Consider the following 21,734-nt stretch of genomic DNA (forward strand, 5'->3'; position numbering starts at 1 on the left):
CGGCCGGTCCTTCACCTCCGGTCCGGGGGGGGGAATCCTCTCAGTCCCGAGTCGGGAGGGGACATGACGATTCCGTTTGGGTTCATCGACCAGGGGGACGGCGCCAACCTGCGGACGCTCCCCGCGGAGATGAAGGGTTCCACCTGCCTGACTGTGGCGCCCCTGCCTCCGGGCACGCGGGTGTGCGTCATCCGGGACCATGCCCAGGCGCCTGGCTGGTCCTATGTCTCCACCGTGGTGGGGGGATACCTGCTGCAAGGCTATCTGCAGACCTTGCGCATCACGACCCAGCTGCCGGAGCCAGCGGCTACGCTCTATCAAGTCCGTCCAGGGGACCGCCTGGAGCCCATCGCCGCGCGCCTCTACCGGCAGGCCATCCAGCCGGGGCGAGACCTGCGCTTCTACGAGAATGTCATTCATCACGTGAACGTGAAGAGTGGCCGCAAGGGGGTCCAACGCATCGACGGTGACGTGCGGCTGGTCGCGGGTGAGCGCATCTGGCTGGTGAGCATCGCCTTCGCCAACCAGCTCCAGGGACTCGTGTCGAGCGGCTCCATCACCCACGAGGCGATGGCCATGGCGCGCAAGGCTGCCCGGCACCTGGAGGACGTCATCACCTCCGTGAGGCAGGCGGACCAGTTCTTCGGAGAGGTCACCGGCCAGTACGGCAAGGCCATCCTGGACAACTGGCTGGAGATCTCCGCGATGGTGGTGGGCTTCATCGCCGCGGAGGCGCTGTCCACCTTCCTGGCGGCGACACCCACGGGCGTAGGGCAGCTGGCGGCGGCGCTCATCCAGCTGGGCCTGGCAGCGTTCGGAGCGTATGGCCTCGTCGAGGCCGGAGGGGAGGCCCTGAAGCATGCGCAGCTGTGGCTCACGCAGGCCTGGGAGGCCAACGGCTCCGCGGAGAAGCTCAAGGAGGCCAGCAAGTCGTTCCTTCGGATGCTGGTGAGTATCGCGATGGCCGCGCTGGCGCTGATGGGCGTGAAGACCAACGCGGGACGTGGGCTCAAGCTGATGACGTCCGTGAGAATCACCCCACCCCGCATCTACATGATGGCGGCGGCGGGTCCCGGCGGTGCCTACGCAGGCGTCCCCGTGTTCCAGCCGGGCTCCATCACCGCCGCTCCGTCTGTCCCGCTGCCCTTCAATCCCTGGGGTTCCGGCACGCCGTTGCTGTCAAAGGCCGTCGAGGAGGGCGGGACGTCCAAGTCGGACTCCGAGCCCACCCTGACCGAGCGCACGCTCAGCGACGCCGAGTTGGAGAAGCTGCTGGAGAAGCTCCCCAACTGGGACAAGCTCAAGGACTTCGTCGGACGCCGCATCCCGCAGGAAGGGACGCCGGAGTTCGACGCGTTCAAGCGGGAACTCCAGGCCGCCGGATACCGCCTGGAGAAGTTGAGTTCGGACTCCCAGCCCTACCGGCTGCGCCGTCCGGACGGAAAGGCCTTGGGCGACGAGTACGGGGCGCTCACGGTGACCCAGGACGGGATGGTGGTGCTCAAGGTCGGTAAGGGTGCGCTCCGCCTGAGCGTCTTCACCCGGTACCGGAAGAACTACCTGGACTGGGTGGAGAAGACCCAGGGCCCGGCGGCGCGGGCGGCGGCGGAGGTCCGGATCTCCGCGGGTCATCCCATGCACCACCTCATTCCCGACGAGATCGCCCAGACCCACCCGTTGATCCGCACGGCCCTGGAGCGGCTCAAGGGCTATACGATTGACCGCGGGTCGAACATCCTCGACATGCACCCCGGGCTCAACGTGGAAGGCCAGCTCATCCACTCGGGCAGCCATCCCATCTACAGCAGATTCGTGCGTGCTCAGCTTGAGGCCGCCTGGAAGGATCTGTCCAAAAAGGGCTCCTCCAGTTGGACGCCCAAGGTCATCGAGGAGACCCTCCTCAAGGTCGAGAACGAATTGCGCCGGGCCATCGAATCCGGAAGCCTGAAGGAGCCGGTCATCAAGGTGATCCAGGAGCAGCGCGACGGTAGGGTGCTCACGGGGAAGAAGCTGGCCTTGCTGGAGCTGTCCTCCCACGGGGAGTCACACACCACATGATGTATGCATTGGCGACGGATGCCTCCCACATCGAGGAGGGAGCGGATCTCTACGACGCGCATCTCATCGAATTCGACGGCTTCGAGTCCGTGACGTTCTTCGAACCTGGCATCGACTATCAGCGCCAGCAGGGAACGCCTGGGGTCATGGAGTACCATGGCGACCTGGAGCGGATTGCCGGGCTCGATCACCTGTTCACCGCCCCCATGGGGTGGTTGCTGCTCTCCCGGCGCATGGTGCGCGTACTCGAGTCAGTGGGCCCGTTTCGCCACCGCCTCATCCCCACGGTCATCTACACGGAACGCATCAGGCACCTCGTGTACAGCGGATACCCGCGGAGGCGGACCTGGCATTCGGTGACGGACCCCGCGCTGAAGAACGAGGACTTCGTCATCCTCCAGTTGCTGGATCAGACAGACTGCCTCGACCGGGAGCGCACCCTCGTGAAGGGCGTGCCCTTCCATCGGTGCGGAGAAGAATTCCTAGGCGAGGATGGTGCCGAGCCGCTCGTGCTCCGCCCGCCCCCCGGAGGCTTCCCGCCCGTGTTCTTCGTCCCCGAGTTGCTTTACTACTGCTACACCGAGGAAGCGCGGCAGGCGTGTGAGCAGGCGGGGCTGAAGGGCCTGTGGTGGCGCCCCCAACCGTGAGCACGGGAGCGCCCACGGTGCGGCTCACGGACGCGGAGGTCCGTGAGGCTGTCGCCGCAGCGCAGGAGTCGTCCGCGTCAGGGCACGCGCACGTTCGCGGAGTAGGGCGGCACGGGGCCCAGGAAGCCGGGCAGGGCCTTCACTCGCTCCAGCCACGCGCGGACGGCAGGGTAGGGCGTCAGGTCCACGCCCGCCTCCGGCGCCAGGTGCGTGTACGCGAAGAGGCAGAGGTCCGCGACGGTGTAGCGCTCCTCCACCAGGAACGTGTGCCTGCCCAGGTGCCGCTCCATCGCGGCCAGCGCGCGCTCACCGCCCTGCACGCGGCTCCGGAGGACGTCGGACTCCGGCGGCTGCCGGCCCGTGAGCAGCCAGAAGCGCGCGGTGCCGAGGTTCGGCTCCACGGTGTTCTGTTCGAAGAACATCCACTGGTGCACCTGCGCGCGAGCGAAGCGGTCCTCGGGCAAGAAGCGCGTGCCCTCCGCCAGGAACAACAGGATGGCGTTGGACTCCGCGAGGAATTGCCCCGGCTCCGGCTCCAGCACGGGGATGCGGCCGTCCGGGTTCTTCGCGTGGAAGTCCGCCGTGTGGCTCTCCCCCGCGAAGATGTCCACCGGCACCAGCTCGTACGCGAGCCCCAGCTGCTTCAGCAGCGTGCGGACCTTGTAGCCATTCGCGGAAGGCAGATAGTCGTAGAGGCGCATCCGGTCTCCATCAAGAGGATGCTCGCGACGCTATCGACCGCACTCACTCCGCGCACTCCGCTTCTTGCGATGGAATCACCGCGAGAAGCGGAGCAGGGGAGGATGCCTACTGCGCGGTGGCCTCGTTCCACACTTCCGTGACGCGGCCGACCTGGTCGAACGGCTGCGCGCAGTGCGCCGCGCCCGCGATGACCTTGTCATTCACCGGGAACCCGAGCCCGCCCAGGTACGCCTCCGCCGCCTGGATGTCCTGGAGGAGGTAGTCCTGGTCGCCGTAGGTGAACCAGAACTTCGTGCCGCCGCGCAGCGCCGCGTTCGACGCGTCCCAGTTCATGCTGCCCGACCACGGCTTCTCACCGCCGCAGCTCAGCGCGTAGATACCCGGGTAGCGGTCTCCGTAGCGCGGCAGGAAGCTGGCCGTCAGCTCGATGGATCCGCCCGACGAACCGCCGAAGAGGATGGGGCCGTCCTGGATGTCCCAGCCCTTGCGCAGCGCCTCGATGAGCGACACCAGCTCCGCCGCGTTCTTGCCCTCCAGGTCGCGCGCTTCGATGGGCGCCTCCGTGGAGCAGTCCGTGCGCTCCGGCACCGTCCACCACGCGCACTTGTTGGGCGCGAGCGCCGTCACGTAGAGCGTGTTGTGCCCGTACGTCCAACCGCCGTGCGTGTACAGCGAGCGCGGGTTGCTGCCGTTGTACGCGTTCGCGCCGTCGCCGTGCAGGTAGATGGCCAGCCGCATGGGCTCGGGCGCGATGCCCTGCTTCGGCTCGATGTACTTCACCTCCGTCGCGCCCACCTGCGCCACGCAGTACGTCAGCGTGCCCGCGTCCGTGCTCACCGTGCCCGTCTTGCTGCACGCGAGCTTCCCGGAGCCGTGCGAACTGCCCGTGCCCGCATCCACGTCCGTCCCGGCGTCCGTGCCCGCATCCACGTCGGTGCCCGCGTCCGTGCCCGTGCCGGCATCCGTGCCCGCGTCGGCGGTGGGGTTCGTGCCGGAGTCGGGAATGACTTCATCGGGGTCGTCGGAACACGCGGACAGACCCAGGGCGAGAACGGCGGCGAGGACGAAGCGGGACATGGTGACTCGAGGGAGGGGGAGGCGACGCCTCTGTTCACAGCCAGCATACCGGGTATAGATTTCCAGTCGGGAAAGGAAATTCTTTCATGACTGGACGCGTGAACCTGCTGGCGCCGGAAGTCCGGGCGAATCCCTACCCCGTCTACGCGGAGCTGCGCCGCACCGCGCCGGTGTGTCAGGTGGAACCCGCTGGGCTGTGGGCCATCACCCGCTTCGAGGACGTGGCCGCGGCCTTCAAGAACCCGCAGGTGTTCTCCTCCGCTGGGGTGCGCACGACCACCGCGCCGCCGTGGCTGGGTCACAACCCCTTCTCCGAGTCGATGATCGTCATGGACCCGCCGCATCACATGCGGCTGCGCACACTGGTGAGCCGCGCGTGGACGCCCGCGGCGGTGAACCGGCTGGAGCCGCGCATCCGGAGCTTCGCGCGGATACTCGCGGAACGGCTGACCCCCGAGCGCGAGGTGGACCTCGTGGACGCCTTCGCCATGCCGCTGCCCGCGAGCGTGATTGGCGAACTCTTCGCCTTGGACCCCACCATGACGGCCCGCTACAAGCGCTGGTCGGTGGACCTGTCCAGCGTGTCCGGCACGACGGAGAAGGACACCCACCGGCACGAATCCATCAAGGCCACCGTGCGCGAGATGGAGGACTACCTGTCCGACGTCGTCGCCGAGCGCCGCCGCCATCCGCAGGACGACATGGTGTCGGACCTGGTGAAGACGCGCGTGGAGGGCGAAGCGCTCAGCGACGCGGAGCTGATGAGCTTCCTGTTCCTGTTGGTGGTGGCGGGGCTGGAGACCACCGTGCAACTCGTCAGCCACTGCGTGCGCATGCTGATGGAGCAGCCGCACCTGGTGGCCCGGCTGCGCGAGAACCCGGCGCAGGTGGGGCGCTTCGTGGAGGAGGTGCTGCGCTACGAGCCCTCCGTGCACGGCCTGGTGCGCGTCACCACGAAGGAGACACAAGTCGCGGGCGTGGTGATTCCGGAGGGCGCGCGCGTGGCGCTGATGATCGGCTCCGCGTGCCGCGACGGCGAGCGCTTCAAGGACCCGGACACCTTCGACATGGACCGCGAGGGCGTGAACAACATGCCCTTCGGCCACGGCATCCACTTCTGCCTGGGCGCGCCGCTGGCACGGCTGGAGGCGCGCGTGGGGCTGGAGGTGCTGCTGTCCCGCTTCACGCGCTTCACGCCCACGGGCCCGGTGAAGTGGAACACCTCCCTCACCGTGCGCGGCCCGCTGAGCCTGCCCCTCATCCCGCACGCCTGAAGCGCGCGTCAGGCCTCGATGTCGAACGCGAGCGACACGCGCTCGCCCGGGTCCACGTGCAACAAACCCTCGCCGGTGGCCAGCGCCCCGGCGGCGGCCGTCCACGGCTCCACGCAGACGAAGTCCTTGCCCTGCAGCGTCCACACGACGAGCAGGCGGAACTCCTGGCTCCACGACAGCTTCACGGGGGACAGGCCCGGCCCGCGCTCCAGCACCGTGCCCGGCGCGGAGTGGTCGCGCAGGTGCATGTCCACCTCCTGCGCGGTGAGGTCCAGGCCGGTGAAGGGCACCTCGTGCTTCGCGCGGTTGTCCCACGCGTGCGTGGCGTCCGTCTCCACGCGCGCCTGCGCCTTGTTCCCTTGAGGCACGCGGAAGTACGGGTGGTAGCCCAGGTGCAGCGGCAGGGGCCGCGTGTCCCGGTTCTCCACGTCGAAGTCCACCGTGAGCCTCCGGCCCGCCAGCGAGAACGCCAGCTGCGCGTCGAAGGCCCACGGGTACTGGCGCAGCGTCTCCTCCGACGACGTCAGCCCCAGCACCAGCAGCGAGTCCTCCGCCTGGCGCACCGTCCACGGCAGCTTCCGGGCGAAGCCGTGCTGCGGCAGCGAGTACGCCTTGCGGTCCGCCGGATACGTGTCCCCGGGCAGGGGACCGGCGTTGGGAAAGAGCACGGGGATGCCCCCGCGCACGCTCTTCGTGAGGTCGGCGACGGTGCTCTCGTCCAGATAGAGCACGTCCTCGCCGTCCACCACCATGCGCGTGACGAGCGCGCCGCGCGTGGGGATGATCTCCACGCGGCAGCCGCCGTCCTCCAGCGCATACGTCTCCAGCCCCGCGATGCCCGGGAACGGTCCGCTCATGGAACTAGATGGCCCCTTCCTTCGGGTCGCTGTCCATGAAGGGGTAGGGGACCTTCACCGGCGGCGCGAAGTTCTCCTTGATGGTGCGCGGGCTGCTCCAGCGGAACAGGTTGATCATCGACCCGGACTTGTCGTTGGTGCCGGACGCCCGGCTGCCGCCGAACGGCTGCTGGCCCACCACCGCGCCCGTGGGCTTGTCGTTGATGTAGAAGTTGCCCGCCGCGTTGCGCAGGGCGCTCATCATGTGCTCGATGGCCTTGCGGTCGCGCGCGAAGATGGCGCCCGTCAGCGCGTAGCTCGCGGACTGGTCGCACTCCTTCAGCGTCTCCTCCAGCTTCGCGTCCGGGTAGACGTACAGGCCGACCAGCGGCGCGAAGATCTCCTCCGTCATGATGCGGTGGCGCGGGCTGTCGCACTGCACCAGCGTGGGCTGCACGAACCAGCCCTCGCTCTTGTCCGTGCCGCCGCCCGCGACGATGGTCGCGTCACCGCCGGACTTCGCCAGCTCGATGTACGAGGACACCTTCTTGAACGAGCGCTCGTCGATGACGGCGCCCATGAAGTTCCGGAAGTCCGCCACGTCGCCCATCTTGATTTCGCTGATGAGCGCCTGGAGGCGGGGCTTCAGCTTGGGCCACAGGGACTCCGGCACGTAGACGCGGCTGGCCGCGCTGCACTTCTGGCCCTGGTACTCGTAGCCGCCGCGCACGATGGCGACCGCGAGCGCCTCCAGGTCGTCCGCCGCGGACGGGTGCGCGAAGATGAAGTCCTTGCCGCCCGTCTCACCCACCAGCCGCGGGTACTGCTTGTAGCGGCCGATGTTCTCTCCCACCGTCTTCCACAGGTTGTTGAACGTGGGCGTGGAGCCGGTGAAGTGGATGCCGCCCAGGTGGGGGCTCGCCAGCACCGGGTTGCCCACCGTGGGGCCGTCGCCGGGCAGCATGTTGATGACGCCGTCGGGCAGGCCCGCCTCGCGCATCAGCTCCAGGCTGTACCAGGCGCTCAGCGCCTGCGTGGAGGATGGCTTCCACAGCACCACGTTGCCCATCAGCGCGGGCGACAGACAGAGGTTCAGCGCGATGGAGGTGAAGTTGAACGGCGCGATGGCGAAGACGAACCCGTCCAGCGGCCGGTAGTCCGTCATGTTCCACATCTGCGGCGAGTTCTCCGGCTGGATGGCCAGGATCTGCTGCGCGAAGTGGACGTTGTAGCGAAGGAAGTCGATGAGCTCGCACGACGCGTCGATCTCCGCCTGGTGCGCCGTCTTCGACTGGCCGGCCATGGAGGACGCGTTGAGCAGCGGGCGGTAGCGCGTGGCGAGCAGCTCCGCGGCGCGCAGGAAGATGGCCGCGCGAGCGTGGAAGGGCATCCGCGCCCAGTCCTCCTTCACGCTCATGGCGTTCTGGATGGCCTGCTCCACGTGGCCCGCGTCGGCCTCGTGCAGGGTGGCCAGCACGTGCTGGTGCCGGTGCGGCATGCGCACGGTGTCCGTCTTGCCGGACTTCACGTGCTTGCCACCGATGACGACGGGGATCTCGATGCGCTCCCCGCTCATGCTCTTGAGGGTGGACTGGAGCTCCGCGCGCTCCGGAGTGCCGGGAGCGTAGGAGAGGACGGGCTCGTTCTTGGGAGCCGGGACGCGGGGAGTGGCGTTGAGCACGCGGGAACCTCGGGACGAGAGGATGGAAAGTTCGGGCAAGGTATAGCCCTCCCCGTGTCCCAGGTCAGTGACAGAAGCGTGCGGCGTCCTCGCCGAGACACCAGGCCCCGGCGGGCGTCCGGCTCAGCCCTCGCCCGCGGCCTTGGCGGTGGCGCCCCTCGCGCGCTGCAGCACGGCATGCAGCTGCGCGATGAGGTACGGCGGCTTCACCGGCTTGACCAGGTACGCGTCAGGCTGGGGCTGCCCGGGCTCCAGCTCCGTACGGGGCGGGTAGCCGCTGACGAACATCACCGGCAGGTGCGCCAGGGCGGGCTCCGCGCGCACGCGGCGGCACAGCTCGTAGCCGTCGATGCCCTCCATGTTCACGTCCGACAGGAGCACGTCTGGCGGCTGCGCCAGCGCGTGCGCGAGCCCCGTCTCTCCATCCGCGGCCACCGTGCAGTCGAACTCACCCGACAAGAGCAGCCTCAGCGTCTCTCGCATGGTCCAGGAGTTCTCCACGATGAGGACCTTGGGCTTCACGGTGCATCGACTCCTGGGGAGGCAACGACGAACGGCAAGGGGGAACGGCGCGCACAGCATCCCCCCGCCGTGCGCACCGGGCAAGAGGCCCCCCTTCACCCGTGAGAATTCCCGAAAGCCTCCACCTCACGGGTTTGCCGCCAACGCCGCTAACCCTCGGGCGGCGGATTCACGAGCCCCCGCCGGGAAACCTCGGAGTCCGGCTCCTCGTCGCCCCGCGCCTCACGCTCGGGCACCTCTTGGTCCTGCCATTCCGCGCCGCGCTCCACCTCCGCTTCCCAGCGCGTCTCCTCCAGCGGGCCCGGGTTCTCGTCCTCGCGGGTCGCGGCCTGGGAGCGTTCGCGGGCCAGCTCGGCGGCGCCGCGGTCCAGCGCGTCCTCCATCTGCCCCCGGTTGCGCGGTTGGAAGTTCTTGGAGCCCTTGTCCGAAGCCATGGTGCCACCTCCGATGGGAAGGTGGGCCGCACCGGATCGACGGGGCAATGACGGCGCGTGCGCACGCCGCCTGCCTGGCCGTCCAGGTGCGGGAAGGGCGATGTGCGCCGTCCCGCCGCGTCAGCGCGGTGCGGAAGTCGGCCGTCGGGCCAGCGGCTGCGTGTCCTCTCGCGACAGGCGTTGGACCTCTGGCGCCACGTCCCCGGTGGGCGCGGCGATGCTGCACCGCGCGCCGCCATGCACCAGGCCCACCACGCGCAGTTGTTCGTCCACCAGCGGCGCGCCGGAGTCCCCCGGCACGCCGTGCATCGTGGTGAAGAGCGCGTTGGGCACGTCCGGCAGCGAAGGGCAGCGGCCCCAGCGCTCCACCATCACCCGCTGCGGTTCACCGGGCCGGTCGTGGCGTCCGGTGAAGACGAGCATCGCGCCAGGGATGGGCAGCCCTTCCGCCACCTCCAGCGGCGCCACCGGCGCCTTCGCCTCCAGCTCCAGCACCGCCATGTCCCGGCCGCGATCCACGAACACGTAGCGGCCATTCAGCTGCCGGCCGTCCTCGAAGTTCGTCCGCTCCTCGCCCGCGTCCGGTGCGACGCAGTGGGCTGCGGTGAGGACATGGCGGCCCTGGCCCACCACCACGCCCGCGCAGTGTCCGTCGCCCAGCGTCACCGTCGCGGCTTCAGCCTTCTCCAACCCTTGCGTTTCGCCCGGGCCGGACTGGCCGCAGGCCATCCAGGCGCTCACGGCCGCGAGTGCCACCGTGGCGCCGCCCCACTTCCATGCACGCATGCCGCTTCCCCCTCCTCCCCCGGGCGACGGGCCCAGGGGTTCGAAGGAACGGTGTGCACGCGTGCGGGCGTGTCGTGGGAGCGGGTGGGGAAGTGGCTCCCCAGCAGGCGTCCGGGCTTGATTCCGTGTCTTCTTCCAGCGAGGCGGTGAAACAGAGAATGGCAGCAGAGCGTGCACCTGCTCGGATGTCCCGGAGGCGGTGTCACTGAAACGTGCTATTCCTCGCTACGTCTGGATTCTGGAATCCAGATCCAGGCCTCGAAACGGCCAGCCCTTTGGCTCGTGAGCGACGACGAGAAGACAACGGTATTGGATGAACGCACCCGCCCTCCGAGCACCTGGGGGGATCGGGCGCGTACGCCCATCACGTTGCCGGGCTCGGGCATCGGAGAGCGGCGCTCGCTGATTCCGGGCGTCGTCGTCACCGGGCGCTACCGCGTGGAGTCGCTGCTGGGCGAAGGCGGCATGGGCCGCATCTGGCTGGCGGACGACCTGCAGGAGCGCCGGCGCGTGGCGCTCAAGGAGATGCACGTCCCCGCGGAGCTGTCCGCGGCGAAGGTGGAGGAGCTGGTGCTGCTGTTCCGGCACGAGTTCTTCGCCATGAAGAAGCTCCAGCACCCGTCCACGCTCAAGGTCTTCGACTGGGGCATGACGGAGGCCGGCAACCGCTTCATCACCATGGAGGTGGTGGGCGGCAAGGACCTGAGCACGCTGGTGCGGGACGCGCCGCTGGACACGCGCACGCTGTATCGCGTGTTGATCCAGATGGCGCAGGTGCTGGCGTTCATCCACTCGCGCCTGTACGTGCACTGCGACATCAAGGCCAGCAACGTGCGCATCACCGAGTCCGGCGCGGTGAAGCTGATGGACTTCGGCGTGATGCACCAGCTGGGCACGCCCAGCCCCGGCAAGCTGAAGGGCACGCTGGAGTACCTGGCGCCGGAGTGGCAGCGCGGCGCGAGCATCGACGGGCGCGCGGACCTGTACTCGCTGGGCGTGATGGCCTGGTACCTGGCCACCCGCAAGCTGCCCTTCAAGCGCAACAGCCCCGCGGTGCTGCTGGCGGATCACCTGACGCGTCCGCCGCCGCGCCCCTCCACGCTCTGCCCGGTGGATCCGCAGCTGGAGGAGATCATCCTCCTCCTGATGGCGAAGGACCCGCGCGAGCGCTTCCAGGACGCGGGCGAGCTGCTGGAGGCGCTCTGCCACGCCAGCGGCGAGCCCGTCCCCGAGGAGCCGCTGTCCGCGCGCGCCAGCTACCTGCACGTGCCGGAGGTGGTGGGGCGCGAGGCGGAGCTGGAAGGGCTGATGAACGGCCTGGCGGAGGCGGACTGGGGCCAGTCGCGCGCGATGCTGGTGGGCGGCCCCGCGGGCGTGGGCAAGACGCGGCTGCTCCAGGAGTTCGAGCTCCAGGCGAAGCTGGCGGAGCTGCCCTTCGGCCGGGGCCAGTGCCGCGCGGAAGGGCTGTCCCCGCTGGCGCCGGTGGCGCAGGCCCTGCGCTGCCTGGTGCCGCAAACGCCCTCGGACTTGATGGAGCGGGTGAAGGCTCCGCTCGCGCGCCTCTTGTCGCCGGAGGTGCTGGAGGGCGACCAGGACGAACAGCTGCCGCGCGACGGCTCCGCGGAGAAGGCCGCCTTCTTCGAGGCGCTGACGGAGTGGACCCACACGCTCGGCGGGCGGCAGTCCTTCGTGCTCTGCTTCGAGGACCTGCAGTGGGCGGACAGCGCGTCGCTGGAGGCGCTCAACGTCCTGATCCGCGCGCTGCACGGCACGCGCGGCGTGGTGGTGGGCACGTTCCGCTCGCAGGAGCTGTCGCGCCTGAGCCTCGCGTTCCAGACGGTGGACGAGAAGCTCACGTCCCGCATGGACCTGGAGCCCCTGTCCGCCGAGCACGTGGCGAAGTTGGTGGGGCTGGTGCTGCCGGGGCTGGACGTGCCGGAGGGCTTCGTGCAGCGGCTGCACGAGACCACCGGCGGCAACGCCTTCTTCGCCACGGAATGCCTGCGCATGCTGGTGGAGGCGGGCGCGCTCAAGCGCGTGGGCGGGCGCTGGGAAGCGGAAGAAGGGCTGGGCACGCGGAGGCTTCCCGCGAGCATCCAGGAGGCGGTGCTGGTGCGCCTGGCCAACGCGCCGCCGGAGCAGGTGTCGCTGTTGCGCAAGCTGGCGCCCGCGGGCCGGATGCTGGACCTGCCGCTGTTGCGCGCGCTGTCCGGCCTGCCGGAGGCGGAGCTGTTCGCCGTGCTGGACGGCATCGTGGAGCGGCAGTTCCTCCAGGACGTGGAGGGCCGGTACGTCTTCACGCACGACACCGTGCACCAGGCCGTCTACGACAGCACGCCGGAGGCGGAGCGCCGGACGTACCACGGCCAGGTGGCGCGGGTGCTCCAGGCGCTGCCCTCGGGGCGCTCGGGCGTGGTGCGCGCGGTGGGCTGGCACTTCGCTCGCTCGGACGCGCCCGCGGAGGCCATCCAGCCGCTGCTGGAGGCGGGCCAGGCAGCCATCGAGGCGGAGGCGCTGCTGGAGGCCACGCTGCTGCTGAAGGAAGCGGCGGGGCTCCTGGAGTCCGCGCCGGATTACCCGGGCCGCTCGGAGCAGTTGCTGCGCACGTGGGTGTCGCTGGTGGAGGTGGGCTACTCCAGCGACCCGCCGACGTCGGTGGCGTACGCGGAGCGGCTCTTCGCGCACTGGGCGGCCACGGTGGACGTGGAGGCCGGACGGCGCGAGGCGCTCTCCCGGCTGGAGTCCGCGCGCGTGGCCACGCCCGCGGAGCGCGAGGAGCTGCTCATCCCGCTCTTCCGCGAGGTGTCGGCGGACGGGCGGATGACGCCGGTGGACGTCTTCTGGAAGCGCTCCGAGCTTCAAATCCTCCAGGGCATGGCGCTGGCCATCCTGGGGCGCACGGATGAGTTGGAGGCGCTCATCGCGGGCGTGGCCGCCGAGCACCCGGAGGACTCGCCGTACCGGGCGGGGCTGTCCGTGGCGCGCTCGACGCTGTGCGCGTACACCGGCCACTGGGCGGGCGGGGTGGCCGAGCAGCGCAAGCAGGTGCAGCGGCTGCACGCGTTCCGCGACGCGGTGGGGCGTCCGCCCCGGCGGCTGGCGTGGGCGCTGGGCATGGGCGGCTACCTGCTCAACGTGAACCTGGCCCTGCGCGGCGAGCCGCTGGACGAAGCGCTGCTGAAGGACGGGCTGCACCTGGCGGAAGCGCAGGGCTTCACCGACGTGCGCGCCTACCACCTCTTCGCGCAGGTGGCGCGCGCGGCCTTCACCGGCGACGGCGCCGCGTTCGCGTCCGCGCTCGCGCAGAAGACGGAGCTCGTCCGGCGGCTGGGCAGTCCGCGGTTGATGGAGCGCAACCTGGCCCTCTTCACGCCGCCGTACTACCTGGAGCGAGGCGAGCACGAGCTCGTCGCCGCGGTGGTGTCGCGCGGCGAGGCGCTCTCACTCGTGCTGCCCGAGGACCGCTGGCTGCGCGCGCACGTGCAGGTGTACCAGGCGTGCCGCGACGTGCTCTTCGAGGACGCGGCCGCCGCGCGCGAGTCGCTGCCCCGCGCCCTGGAAGCCGCTCAGAAGGGCGGCCTGCGCATGGAGACGCTGGTGCGCGTGTACCAGTCGCGCTTCGAGAGGGAGCAGGGCCGGCTGCCCGCCGCGCTCGCCGCCGCCGAGGCCGCGTTGGAGCGCGCGCTGGACCCGCGCTTCGCCAACCCCTGGGATGAAATCCTGGCCCGCCGCGCCCTGGCGCCGCTGGTGTCCCAGGAGGAGGGGGATGCGCACCTGCGCCACGCGCGCCTGCTGGCGGAGTCCACCGGTAACGTGCTCCAGATGGGCCTTGTGTACATGCAGCACGCGGAGCGGCACGGCACGCCGGAAGAGGCGATGCGGGAGCTGGAGATCGCCGAGCGGGCCTTCACCACCGCCCGGGCCACGCACCTGCAACAGCTTGCCCAGTCGCTGCGCGGCCCGCTGTCGCGCCAGCACGAGGACGTGAAGCAGAGCGCCTGACGGCCGGGTCGTGCTTAGGATGGGCGCATGGCCTCCTCCCCCCTGCGCTTCTGCCTGGACTACCTGTCCCCGTACGCCTACCTCGCCTGGCTGCGCATGCCCGCCATCGCGGAGCGTCACGGCCGGGTGCTGGATCCCGTGCCGGTGCTGCTCGCGGGGCTGCTCAACGCCGTGGGCTCCGTGGGGCCGGCGGAGATCCCCGCCAAGCGCGTCTACGTCTTCAAGCAGACGTTCCGCATCGCGCATGAGCAGGGCGCGCCCTTCACCCTGCCGCCCTCGCACCCGTTCAACCCGCTGTTGTCCCTGCGCGTGACGGCGGCGGTGGACGACGTGGCGGAGCGCACGCGGCTCACCACCGCGCTCTACTCGGCCGCGTGGGGGCAGGGCCGGGGCATCGAGACGCCGGAGCAGGTGGGCGCGGTGCTGACGGACGCGGGCTTCGACGCGCGGGCGCTGCTCGAGCGGGCCCAGCTGCCGGAGGTGAAGGACCGCCTGCGCAAGAACACAGAGGCGGCGCTCGCCCAGGGCGCCTTCGGCGTGCCGTCCGTGCTGGTGGACGACGAGATGTTCTGGGGCGTGGACTCGCTGGGCCACCTGGAGCGCTTCCTGGAGGGCCGCGACCCGCTCACCCCCGCGGAGCTGGCGAAGTGGCAGCACCTGCCCGCCACCGCGGACCGGCGCCAGGGCGGAAAGCCGCGCCCGTGAACGTGCTCGGGCAGCTGGGAGTGGCCGTCGCCGGCCTGGTGCTGGCCGGCGTGCTCCTGTTCCTCAACTTCTGGCGCGCGCTGCTCTACCTCTTCCCCCACTCCGTCCGGGTGGAGCCGGAGGCCCCGGCGGACCAGATGGACCTGCCGGATTCCTTGAGCCCCCTGGCGGGCCAGCTCCAGGCGCTGGGCTTCACGCCGGTGGGCAGCCACGAGGAGAAGCCGCTCCTCCAGAAGGCCACCCGCTCCTACGACTGGGCGCACCCGGGCGAGCGCGTCTTCGCCACCCTCCACGAGGGGGGAGACCTGCTGCCCCGGCTCTACCTGCTCACCCCCCTGGCCTCCGGGGGCTTCGTGGTGACGGCCAGCTACCGCCGCCCCGCGCTGGACGTGCCCGGCTACCGCTCCGGGTCGCTGGAGGACGCCGCACCGGAGCGCCTGTTGCGCGCGCATGTGCGACGGCTGGAGGGCCTGGAAGCGGCGGGTCCGGAGGGCTTCACCTGGGAGGGGCGGGTCCAGGCGGCCAGGGCCTGGTACCAGGGCCTGGGGCGCAAGGAAATCCGCCGCCAGAACCTCCAGGGCCTGTTGTGGACGGCCATCGCGCTTGCCATCGTCGCCAGCGCCTTCCTGGGACGGCGCGCGGGCTGACGGCCCCCTGGACGCTATTCCGCGTCACGTCGTGCGTGCACCGCGCGCCCCGGAAGAGTAGGGAGACGAGCACCATGAAGAGCGTGTCCAAGAACGAGGAAATCTACTTCCTGTCCGGCAAGCGCACCCCGTTCGGTACCTACGGCGGCAGCCTCAAGGACCTGAGCGCCACCGACCTGGCCGTGGAGTCCGCGAAGGCGGCCCTGGCCCAGGCGGGCGTCTCCCCGGAGCTCATCGAGCATGTCGTCTACGGCAACGTCGTCCAGACGAGCTCGGACGCCATCTACCTGCCGCGCCACGTGGGCCTGCGCACGGGCGTGCCGGTGCCGGTGCCCGCGCTGGGCGTCAACCGGCTGTGCGGCTCCGGCTTCCAGGCCTTCGTCACGGCCGCGGAGATGATGCTGACGGGCGGCGCGGAGGCCGTCCTCGCGGGCGGCACGGAGTCCATGAGCCAGGCGCCCCACGTCATCCGCGGCGCGCGCTGGGGCATCCCCCTGGGCAAGGGCGGCCTGGAGGACATGCTCTGGACGGCCCTCACGGACAGCTACACCGGCCAGGCCATGGCGCTCACCGCCGAGCAGCTGGCGGTGGACTACGGCCTCACGCAGGACGACGTGGACCAGTACGCGGTGCTCACCCAGAAGCGCTTCGCCGCGGCGCAGGAGGCGGGCCGGCTGGCGGATGAAATCGCGCCGGTGACGCTCAAGGGCAAGAAGGGCGACACGGTGGTTTCCAAGGACGAGCACAACCGCCCGGAGACCACGGTGGAGGGGCTGCGCAAGCTGCCCAAGGTGTTCAAGAAGGACGGCGTGGTGCACGCGGGCGCGGCCAGCGGCATCTGCGACGGCGCGGGCTCCATGGTCATGGCCACCCGGAGCTTCGTGGAGAAGCACGGCCTCAAGCCCGTGGCGCGGCTCGTCAACTGGGGCGTGTCCGGCTGCGACCCGAAAATCATGGGCATTGGCCCCGCGCCGGCCATCCGCAACCTGCTCCAGCGCGCGGACGCGAAGCTGTCGGACGTGGACCTCTTCGAGGTCAACGAGGCCTTCGCGCCCCAGTACCTGGCGGTGGAGAAGGAGCTGGGCCTGCCACGCGACGCCACCAACGTCAACGGCGGCGCCATCGCCGTGGGCCACCCGCTGGGCGCCTCCGGGGCCCGCATCACCATGACGCTGGCGTACGAGCTGAAGCGCCGGGGCGCCCGCTATGGTATCGGGTCCGCCTGCATCGGTGGCGGCCAGGGCATCGCGGTGCTGGTCGAGGCGCTCTAGGAGCGCACGTGGCGACGGGGTACGGGGCAGACGACATCCGGACGGGACGTGGTGAGATGAGCAACGAGGTGGACGCGAAGACGGCCCGCGAGCGGGCCAAGGCCATCGCCGAGCAGCGCCGTGCCGAGCGCCGCAACCGCAAGCGCCGTTGCGTGGTGTGCGGTGTGGAGGAGAGCGACAAGACGCCCCTGACGGCCCACCCGGAGGGCATCGGTCCCGCCTGCAAGGATGAAGTCACCTGTCAGGCCCGGCGCGCCGCCGCCGGTCGCTGAAAGCCGGGGCCATGCGCCCACGCCCCCCGCCGCACTGTCGGCGGGTGGACGGAGGGCGGGCCCCCCTCCCCGATGGACTCCCCGAGGGGGGAGGCGGCTCCCAGGCCGGATTGTCGGGCCCGTTTCTTGATGGCGCCCCCGACTCGGGGTAAACATTTGTAATCTCTGGTGACACGAGGGTGGAATGGCCGTTATCAGCTTCACGGGAGTCAAGGTGTTCTCCACCACGCTCGCGCGCGATCGCGAGAACATGGGTGAGAACATCACCAAGTGGCTGAAGGAGAACTCCGCCGTGGAGATCGTGGACAAGATCGTCACGCAGTCCTCGGACAAGGAGTTTCACTGTCTGACCATCACGCTCTTCTACCGCCACAAGGTCTAGCGGCCCGGCAGGTACAGCGAAGGCGTGGGATGCGAGGGCGCTTCTCCCTGGTGACACCAGGGTGGGGCGCCCTTCATCGTTTCTGGATTTGGGGTTGCGGACCGGGCGGGGTTCCACCACCTTTGGGCCTCTATGCGACCCATGCGGGGCTTCAATCGAGGCGGCGGCGGTTTCGGCGACATGTTCCCGAGCCTGGATTCGATGGCCGCCAAGCTTGCCATCGCGTTCGTGGGCATCTCCGCCCTGTTCCTGGCGACCTCACGCGGGCAGGGCGGGCTGCTGCTGCTCAACCCGGCGGACGTGATTCTGCGCTTCCGCGTCTGGGAGCTGGTCACCTACGCCTTCGTGGCCACGGGCCCGCTGGGCATCCTCTTCGGCGGCCTCATCATCTGGTCCATCGGTGGCTTCCTGGAGTCCACCTGGGGCGGCAAGCGGCTCTTGCTGGTCGCGGTGGGCATCCCGTTCGTCGCGGGCCTCATCACCACGGCGCTGGCCCTGGTGATGCCCATGAGCATCTACGCGGGCGGCTCCGTGATGACGGCGGTGATGTGGGTGGCGTACGGGCTCGTCATCGGCAAGGGGCAGGCGAACTTCTGGGGCATCCCGCTGACGGGCAACTGGTTCGCGGCCATTGGCGCGGGCTTCACGGTGCTGAACATGCTGACCGCGGGCTCCTGGCGCGCGGTGGCGCCGGAGATCTTCGGCCTGGTGCTGGTGTTCGTGTACGTGCGCGGCGCGAGCCCCAAGCGGCTGATGCTCCAGTTGCAGCACTGGCGCCTGCAGCGGCAGCTGCGCGACCGCTCCAAGCACCTGCGCGTGGTGGACCGCGACCGCCCGTCGGACCGCGACCAGTTCCTCAACTGAAGGCCTGAAGGCCGCGCGCCTTCAGTGCGCGGCCTCCGGGTGGCCGTACTGCTTGAGCTTCCGGTAGAGCGTGGCCACGCCGATGTCCAACTGCTCCGCGGTGCGTGAGCGGTTGCCGCCGTTCTGCGCCAGCACCGCGAGGATGTATTCCTTCTCCATGTCCTCCAGCCGGCGCGGGTTGCCGGTGGGGACCAGGCTGGGCGGCGCGGCGCGCACCTCTTCCGGCAAGTCGTCGCGCTCCATTCGCGGGCCTTCGCTCAGCGCCACCGCGCGCTCGACGGCGTTGCCCAGCTCGCGCACGTTGCCCGGCCAGGTGTAGCGCAGCAGTTGATCCGCCGCGTCCGGGGCCAGGCCATTCACGCGGCGGCCCAGCCTCTCGCCGGTCTCCGCCAGCAGCAGCCGCGCCAGGGGGAGGATGTCCTCACGGCGTTCGCGCAGGGGCGGGATGCGCAGCTCGATGACGCGCAGGCGGTAGAAGAGGTCCTGGCGGAAGCGGCCCAGGCGGACCTCCTCGGCCAGCTCGCGGTTGGTGGCGGCCACCACGCGCACGTCCACCTTGCGGCTGGTGTTCTCCCCCACGCGGCGCACCTCGCGCTCCTGGAGGGCGCGCAGGAGCTTGGCCTGCATGGCGGGAGGCACCTCGCCCACTTCATCCAGGAAGAGGGTGCCGCCGTGCGCCGCCTCGAAGAGGCCGGGCCGGTCGTGCGTGGCGCCGGTGAAGGCGCCCTTCGCGTGGCCGAACAGCTCGCTCTCCAGGAGGCTCTCCGTCACCGCGGCGCAGTTCACGGCGATGAAGGCCTTGTGCGCGCGGCCGGACTCGTCGTGGATGAGCCGGGCGATTCTCTCCTTGCCCACGCCGCTCTCGCCGGTGACGAGCACCGTGGTGTCCACCTTGGCGGACCTGCGCGCCAGGTTGAGCACGCGCTGCATGGACTCCGAGCGCGCCACCATGCCCGTCGGGTCCTCCGTCACGCCGGACACGCGCGCCAGCGACTGACGCTTCGCGCGCAGCTTGCGCTCCGCCTGCCGCAGCGCCTCCGTCACCTGCCCGAGCACGCCCTCCATGCACTGCGTTTCATAGAAGCGCAGGAACTCCGTGCACTCGGCGCTCCACTCCGCCTCCGGGCGGCCCACGATGTGGCAGAACGCGTCGCCCTTGCCCACGCACTTGAGTTCCGCGCAGTAGATGGGCTTGTTGTTGCAGTAGCTCAGGTAGCCGGACGCGAAGCCGGTGAGGCTCCAGCACACGGGCTCCTCGGCCTGGCCCAGGTGGAGCAGGTGCTGCTCGGCCTCATAGGAGTCGCTCCACTGCGCTTCCGCGAAGGGCTCCGGTCCGTCCTTGTCCGTGCGCTCGATGCGCTCCACGCGCACCTGGCCCATCAGCGTGTGCAGCCGGCCACCCGAGCGGCGCCACTCCGCTTCATCCGTCCACGGCACCGCGGTCTTCATCGCCTCCGCGGTGCGCCAGCCGTGCGCGTAGCCCAGCCGCGTGAAGATGCCGCGCGCGGCCGTCATCCCCAGCATCCCGATGAGCTCCTTGCGCAGGAGGCCCAGCGCCACCGGATCCATCAACAGAGCCCGCTGCCCGGCGAAGCGGATGACTCCGCCCTTCGGCTCGAGCGCCAGGAGCTCCTTCAAGTCCAAACCTTCCAGACCCGCCACGACGTCTCTCCCAGGTGTTTCAGTCTGAGGTGCATCTCTATCAATCTGAGAGTCGTTTCACAGCGCTGGAATGGGATGTCGAGCAATTATCAGTGGTTGCCGTGTCGGCTGCGTTGGTCCTGGGGTTGCAGTACAAGCCGCCACGATGCCTACCGGGGTGGACAGACGCGAGGTGCTGCAGGGCGTGGCGGCCGCCGGGGTGGCGGGAGTGATGGGGCCTGGGCCCTCGGTCGTCCGGCAGGTGGCGCCGGCGCTGTTCGTCTCGCACGGCTCGCCCATGACGGCGCTGGACGCGGACGAGTATCCCCAGGCGCTCAAGCGCTTCGGTGACGGCGTGGGCGCGGTGAAGGCGCTGGTGGTGGTGTCCGCGCACTGGGAGACGGACGCGCGCGTGCACGTCACGGCGATGGCCGCTCCGCCGCTCGTCTACGACTTCTACGGCTTCCCGGAAGAGATGTACCGGCTGCGCTACGCACCGCCCGGCGCTCCTTCGCTGGCCGAGGACGTGGTGGCGCGATTGTCCTCCGCGGGTGTGCCCGCGGTGGCGGATGGCGAGCGCGGCTTGGATCACGGCGTCTGGGTGCCCTTGCGGCATGCGTTCCCGGAGGCGCGCGTGCCCGTGTTGCAGGTGGCGCTGCCGGCGGACGCGACGCCCGCGCAGGTGGCGCGCATGGGCGAGGCGCTGCGTCCTTTGCGTTCGGAGGGCGTGCTGCTCATGGGGAGCGGCGGGGTGGTGCACAACCTTCGCCGGGTGAATTTCAGAAACAAGCTGGCGTCCGCTGAACCATGGGCCGCCGAGTTCGACGCGTGGGTCGCCGGAAAACTTGCCGCACGTGACTTCCTTGGGCTTCAGTCATGGATGGATGCACCGAATGCGCGGGTTGCGCATCCATCTGCCGAGCATTGGTTGCCCATTTATTTCGTCCTCGGAGCTGCCCTCCCCGAGGACCGCATCACCCCGGTGTTCGAGGGCTTCCATCACGGAACCTTGTCCATGCGCAGCTTCGCGCTGCGCGCCTGAACCTCGCAGTCCGCAACCTCAAGGAGTCCACACCATGAAGATGTCGCTCAAGTCCGTCATCACGCTGGTCGCCGTCGCCGCCCCCTCGTTTGCCTTCGCGTCCGCGTGGGAGATCGACTCGTCGCACTCCAGCGCGCAGTTCGCCGTGAAGCACATGATGGTGTCCAACGTGCGTGGCACGTTCAGCAACGTGAAGGGCAACGTCAACCTGGATGACAAGGACATCACCAAGTCCACCATCGAGGCGACCCTCGACGCGACCACCATCAACACCAACGAGCCCAAGCGCGACGAGCACCTGAAGAGCCCTGACTTCTTCGACACGGCGAAGTTCCCCACCATCACCTTCAAGTCCACGAAGGTGGCGAAGGCCGGCAAGGACAAGCTGAACGTCACGGGCGACCTGACGATGCACGGCGTGACCAAGCCCGTGACGCTGGCCGTGGAAGGCCCGACGGCGGAGACGAAGGACGCCTGGGGCAACGTGCGCCGCGGCGCCGTGGCGACCACGAAGATCAAGCGCAGCGACTTCGGCCTGACCTGGAACAAGGCGCTGGAGGCTGGCGGCGTGGCGGTGGGTGACGAGGTGACCATCACCCTGGACCTGGAGACCACGAAGAAGCCGGACGCGGCGGCGGCCCCGACGGCCACGGACAAGAAGTAGTCTTCGTCCCGGTCTTGAAATGAAGAGAGGGGCCTCGGGTGACCGGGGCCCCTCTTTTTTGTGCGTGGTGGGGGCGGGCGGTGCCGCCCCCAGGGGTGACGCTCAGGGCGTGAGAAGAAATGAGCCTTCCGACTCGTCGAACCAGCCTTGCGCTATGGCGAGCAGGAGGTTGTGGGCGACGAGTGCGAGCAACCACGCGGCTTCGGCTCGCTTGCGACCTCGTACGT

Annotated in this window: 20 protein-coding genes; 12 read left to right on the forward strand and 8 right to left on the reverse strand. The window is 69.8% G+C overall.

The genetic code is table 11. The features are described from left to right. The first annotated feature begins 63 nt into the window (after window positions 1–63). On the forward strand, window positions 64–2,058 hold the full coding sequence (locus tag D7Y11_RS43775) for an AHH domain-containing protein (RefSeq protein WP_199745984.1): 1,995 nt from the start codon (window positions 64–66) through the stop codon (window positions 2,056–2,058). Continuing rightward, window positions 2,055–2,705, forward strand: coding sequence for a hypothetical protein (locus D7Y11_RS43780; RefSeq protein WP_169831648.1), 651 nt, complete (start codon window positions 2,055–2,057; stop codon window positions 2,703–2,705). The genes D7Y11_RS43775 and D7Y11_RS43780 overlap by 4 nt, the downstream gene beginning before the upstream one ends. 77 nt (window positions 2,706–2,782) lie before the next feature. Here the strand turns inward: D7Y11_RS43780 and D7Y11_RS09290 are convergent, their stop codons facing one another. Together D7Y11_RS09290 and D7Y11_RS09295 are read right to left on the reverse strand one after the other, a co-directional pair. Next, window positions 2,783–3,406 carry a glutathione S-transferase family protein gene (locus D7Y11_RS09290; protein WP_126933516.1) on the reverse strand — a complete coding sequence of 208 codons (624 nt, stop codon included), beginning with the start codon at window positions 3,404–3,406 and terminating at the stop codon, window positions 2,783–2,785. A gap of 106 nt (window positions 3,407–3,512) precedes the next feature. Next, a complete protein-coding gene (locus D7Y11_RS09295; RefSeq protein ID WP_120578666.1) occupies window positions 3,513–4,484 on the reverse strand; it encodes an alpha/beta hydrolase in 972 nt (323 codons plus the stop codon). 86 nt (window positions 4,485–4,570) lie between these two features. Between D7Y11_RS09295 and D7Y11_RS09300 the strand changes: the two genes are divergently transcribed. Continuing rightward, on the forward strand, window positions 4,571–5,758 hold the full coding sequence (locus tag D7Y11_RS09300; RefSeq protein WP_120578667.1) for a cytochrome P450: 1,188 nt from the start codon (window positions 4,571–4,573) through the stop codon (window positions 5,756–5,758). A gap of 8 nt (window positions 5,759–5,766) precedes the next feature. Here the strand turns inward: D7Y11_RS09300 and D7Y11_RS09305 are convergent, their stop codons facing one another. From D7Y11_RS09305 to D7Y11_RS09325, 5 genes are all read right to left on the reverse strand, one after another. Next, window positions 5,767–6,615, reverse strand: coding sequence for an aldose epimerase (locus tag D7Y11_RS09305; RefSeq protein ID WP_120578668.1), 849 nt, complete (start codon window positions 6,613–6,615; stop codon window positions 5,767–5,769). Window positions 6,616–6,619: 4 nt separating this feature from the next. Beyond that, window positions 6,620–8,275: an L-glutamate gamma-semialdehyde dehydrogenase gene (pruA, locus tag D7Y11_RS09310; protein WP_120596019.1), complete on the reverse strand. Its 1,656-nt coding sequence runs from the start codon at window positions 8,273–8,275 to the stop codon at window positions 6,620–6,622. Window positions 8,276–8,398: 123 nt separating this feature from the next. Continuing rightward, the gene (locus D7Y11_RS09315; protein ID WP_121754156.1) at window positions 8,399–8,797 is read right to left on the reverse strand and encodes a PleD family two-component system response regulator; all 399 of its coding nucleotides are present in this window, start codon (window positions 8,795–8,797) and stop codon (window positions 8,399–8,401) included. Between the two features lie 149 nt (window positions 8,798–8,946). Then, the gene (locus D7Y11_RS09320; protein WP_120578670.1) at window positions 8,947–9,231 is read right to left on the reverse strand and encodes a hypothetical protein; all 285 of its coding nucleotides are present in this window, start codon (window positions 9,229–9,231) and stop codon (window positions 8,947–8,949) included. 120 nt (window positions 9,232–9,351) lie between these two features. Beyond that, complete coding sequence (locus D7Y11_RS09325; protein WP_126933517.1) at window positions 9,352–10,017, reverse strand: serine protease; 666 nt, start codon at window positions 10,015–10,017, stop codon at window positions 9,352–9,354. Window positions 10,018–10,419: 402 nt separating this feature from the next. On the opposite strand from D7Y11_RS09325, the gene D7Y11_RS09330 reads away from it, so the two are divergent. The 7 genes from D7Y11_RS09330 to D7Y11_RS09360 all read left to right on the forward strand — a co-directional run bounded on the left by D7Y11_RS09330 (window position 10,420) and on the right by D7Y11_RS09360 (window position 18,160). Then, window positions 10,420–14,019, forward strand: coding sequence for a serine/threonine-protein kinase (locus D7Y11_RS09330; RefSeq protein WP_126933521.1), 3,600 nt, complete (start codon window positions 10,420–10,422; stop codon window positions 14,017–14,019). A 27-nt stretch (window positions 14,020–14,046) separates the two neighbouring features. Then, complete coding sequence (locus D7Y11_RS09335) at window positions 14,047–14,724, forward strand: 2-hydroxychromene-2-carboxylate isomerase (protein WP_126933518.1); 678 nt, start codon at window positions 14,047–14,049, stop codon at window positions 14,722–14,724. Continuing rightward, window positions 14,721–15,371 (forward strand): hypothetical protein, encoded by a 651-nt coding sequence (locus tag D7Y11_RS09340; protein ID WP_120596014.1) that lies wholly within the window; start codon window positions 14,721–14,723, stop codon window positions 15,369–15,371. Before D7Y11_RS09335 ends, D7Y11_RS09340 begins: the two co-directional genes overlap by 4 nt. Before the next feature lie 74 nt (window positions 15,372–15,445). Beyond that, a complete protein-coding gene (locus D7Y11_RS09345) occupies window positions 15,446–16,642 on the forward strand; it encodes an acetyl-CoA C-acetyltransferase (protein ID WP_126933519.1) in 1,197 nt (398 codons plus the stop codon). 56 nt (window positions 16,643–16,698) lie between these two features. Further along, window positions 16,699–16,914 (forward strand): hypothetical protein, encoded by a 216-nt coding sequence (locus tag D7Y11_RS09350; protein WP_014399195.1) that lies wholly within the window; start codon window positions 16,699–16,701, stop codon window positions 16,912–16,914. Window positions 16,915–17,098: 184 nt separating this feature from the next. After that, entirely contained in the window at window positions 17,099–17,296 is a 198-nt protein-coding gene (locus tag D7Y11_RS09355; RefSeq protein ID WP_120581322.1) for a hypothetical protein, read from the forward strand. A gap of 132 nt (window positions 17,297–17,428) precedes the next feature. Further along, window positions 17,429–18,160, forward strand: coding sequence for a rhomboid family intramembrane serine protease (locus D7Y11_RS09360; protein ID WP_121754159.1), 732 nt, complete (start codon window positions 17,429–17,431; stop codon window positions 18,158–18,160). A gap of 21 nt (window positions 18,161–18,181) precedes the next feature. Here D7Y11_RS09360 and D7Y11_RS09365 read toward each other — a convergent pair whose 3' ends face one another. Beyond that, entirely contained in the window at window positions 18,182–19,822 is a 1,641-nt protein-coding gene (locus D7Y11_RS09365; protein WP_126933520.1) for a sigma-54-dependent Fis family transcriptional regulator, read from the reverse strand. A gap of 145 nt (window positions 19,823–19,967) precedes the next feature. Here D7Y11_RS09365 and D7Y11_RS09370 point away from each other — a divergent pair, with 145 nt between their 5' ends. Then, window positions 19,968–20,843 carry a dioxygenase gene (locus D7Y11_RS09370; RefSeq protein WP_121780450.1) on the forward strand — a complete coding sequence of 292 codons (876 nt, stop codon included), beginning with the start codon at window positions 19,968–19,970 and terminating at the stop codon, window positions 20,841–20,843. 34 nt (window positions 20,844–20,877) lie between these two features. Beyond that, the gene (locus tag D7Y11_RS09375; protein WP_120581326.1) at window positions 20,878–21,507 is read left to right on the forward strand and encodes a YceI family protein; all 630 of its coding nucleotides are present in this window, start codon (window positions 20,878–20,880) and stop codon (window positions 21,505–21,507) included. Window positions 21,508–21,734: the final 227 nt, after the last annotated feature.

It is taken from the genome of Corallococcus sp. AB018 (genome assembly GCF_003986945.1).
Lineage (GTDB): Bacteria > Myxococcota > Myxococcia > Myxococcales > Myxococcaceae > Corallococcus > Corallococcus exiguus.

What these genes read in the sequence shown, in the direction of transcription:
- D7Y11_RS43775 (WP_199745984.1), top strand. Translation starts at nt 64, where the DNA reads ATGACGATTCCGTTTGGGTTCATCGACCAGGGGGACGGCGCCAACCTG.
- D7Y11_RS43780 (WP_169831648.1), top strand. Translation starts at nt 2,055, where the DNA reads ATGATGTATGCATTGGCGACGGATGCCTCCCACATCGAGGAGGGAGCG.
- D7Y11_RS09290 (WP_126933516.1), bottom strand. Translation starts at nt 3,406, where the DNA reads ATGCGCCTCTACGACTATCTGCCTTCCGCGAATGGCTACAAGGTCCGC.
- D7Y11_RS09295 (WP_120578666.1), bottom strand. Translation starts at nt 4,484, where the DNA reads ATGTCCCGCTTCGTCCTCGCCGCCGTTCTCGCCCTGGGTCTGTCCGCG.
- D7Y11_RS09300 (WP_120578667.1), top strand. Translation starts at nt 4,571, where the DNA reads ATGACTGGACGCGTGAACCTGCTGGCGCCGGAAGTCCGGGCGAATCCC.
- D7Y11_RS09305 (WP_120578668.1), bottom strand. Translation starts at nt 6,615, where the DNA reads ATGAGCGGACCGTTCCCGGGCATCGCGGGGCTGGAGACGTATGCGCTG.
- D7Y11_RS09320 (WP_120578670.1), bottom strand. Translation starts at nt 9,231, where the DNA reads ATGGCTTCGGACAAGGGCTCCAAGAACTTCCAACCGCGCAACCGGGGG.
- D7Y11_RS09325 (WP_126933517.1), bottom strand. Translation starts at nt 10,017, where the DNA reads ATGCGTGCATGGAAGTGGGGCGGCGCCACGGTGGCACTCGCGGCCGTG.
- D7Y11_RS09335 (WP_126933518.1), top strand. Translation starts at nt 14,047, where the DNA reads ATGGCCTCCTCCCCCCTGCGCTTCTGCCTGGACTACCTGTCCCCGTAC.
- D7Y11_RS09345 (WP_126933519.1), top strand. Translation starts at nt 15,446, where the DNA reads ATGAAGAGCGTGTCCAAGAACGAGGAAATCTACTTCCTGTCCGGCAAG.
- D7Y11_RS09350 (WP_014399195.1), top strand. Translation starts at nt 16,699, where the DNA reads ATGAGCAACGAGGTGGACGCGAAGACGGCCCGCGAGCGGGCCAAGGCC.
- D7Y11_RS09355 (WP_120581322.1), top strand. Translation starts at nt 17,099, where the DNA reads ATGGCCGTTATCAGCTTCACGGGAGTCAAGGTGTTCTCCACCACGCTC.
- D7Y11_RS09360 (WP_121754159.1), top strand. Translation starts at nt 17,429, where the DNA reads ATGCGACCCATGCGGGGCTTCAATCGAGGCGGCGGCGGTTTCGGCGAC.
- D7Y11_RS09370 (WP_121780450.1), top strand. Translation starts at nt 19,968, where the DNA reads ATGCCTACCGGGGTGGACAGACGCGAGGTGCTGCAGGGCGTGGCGGCC.
- D7Y11_RS09375 (WP_120581326.1), top strand. Translation starts at nt 20,878, where the DNA reads ATGAAGATGTCGCTCAAGTCCGTCATCACGCTGGTCGCCGTCGCCGCC.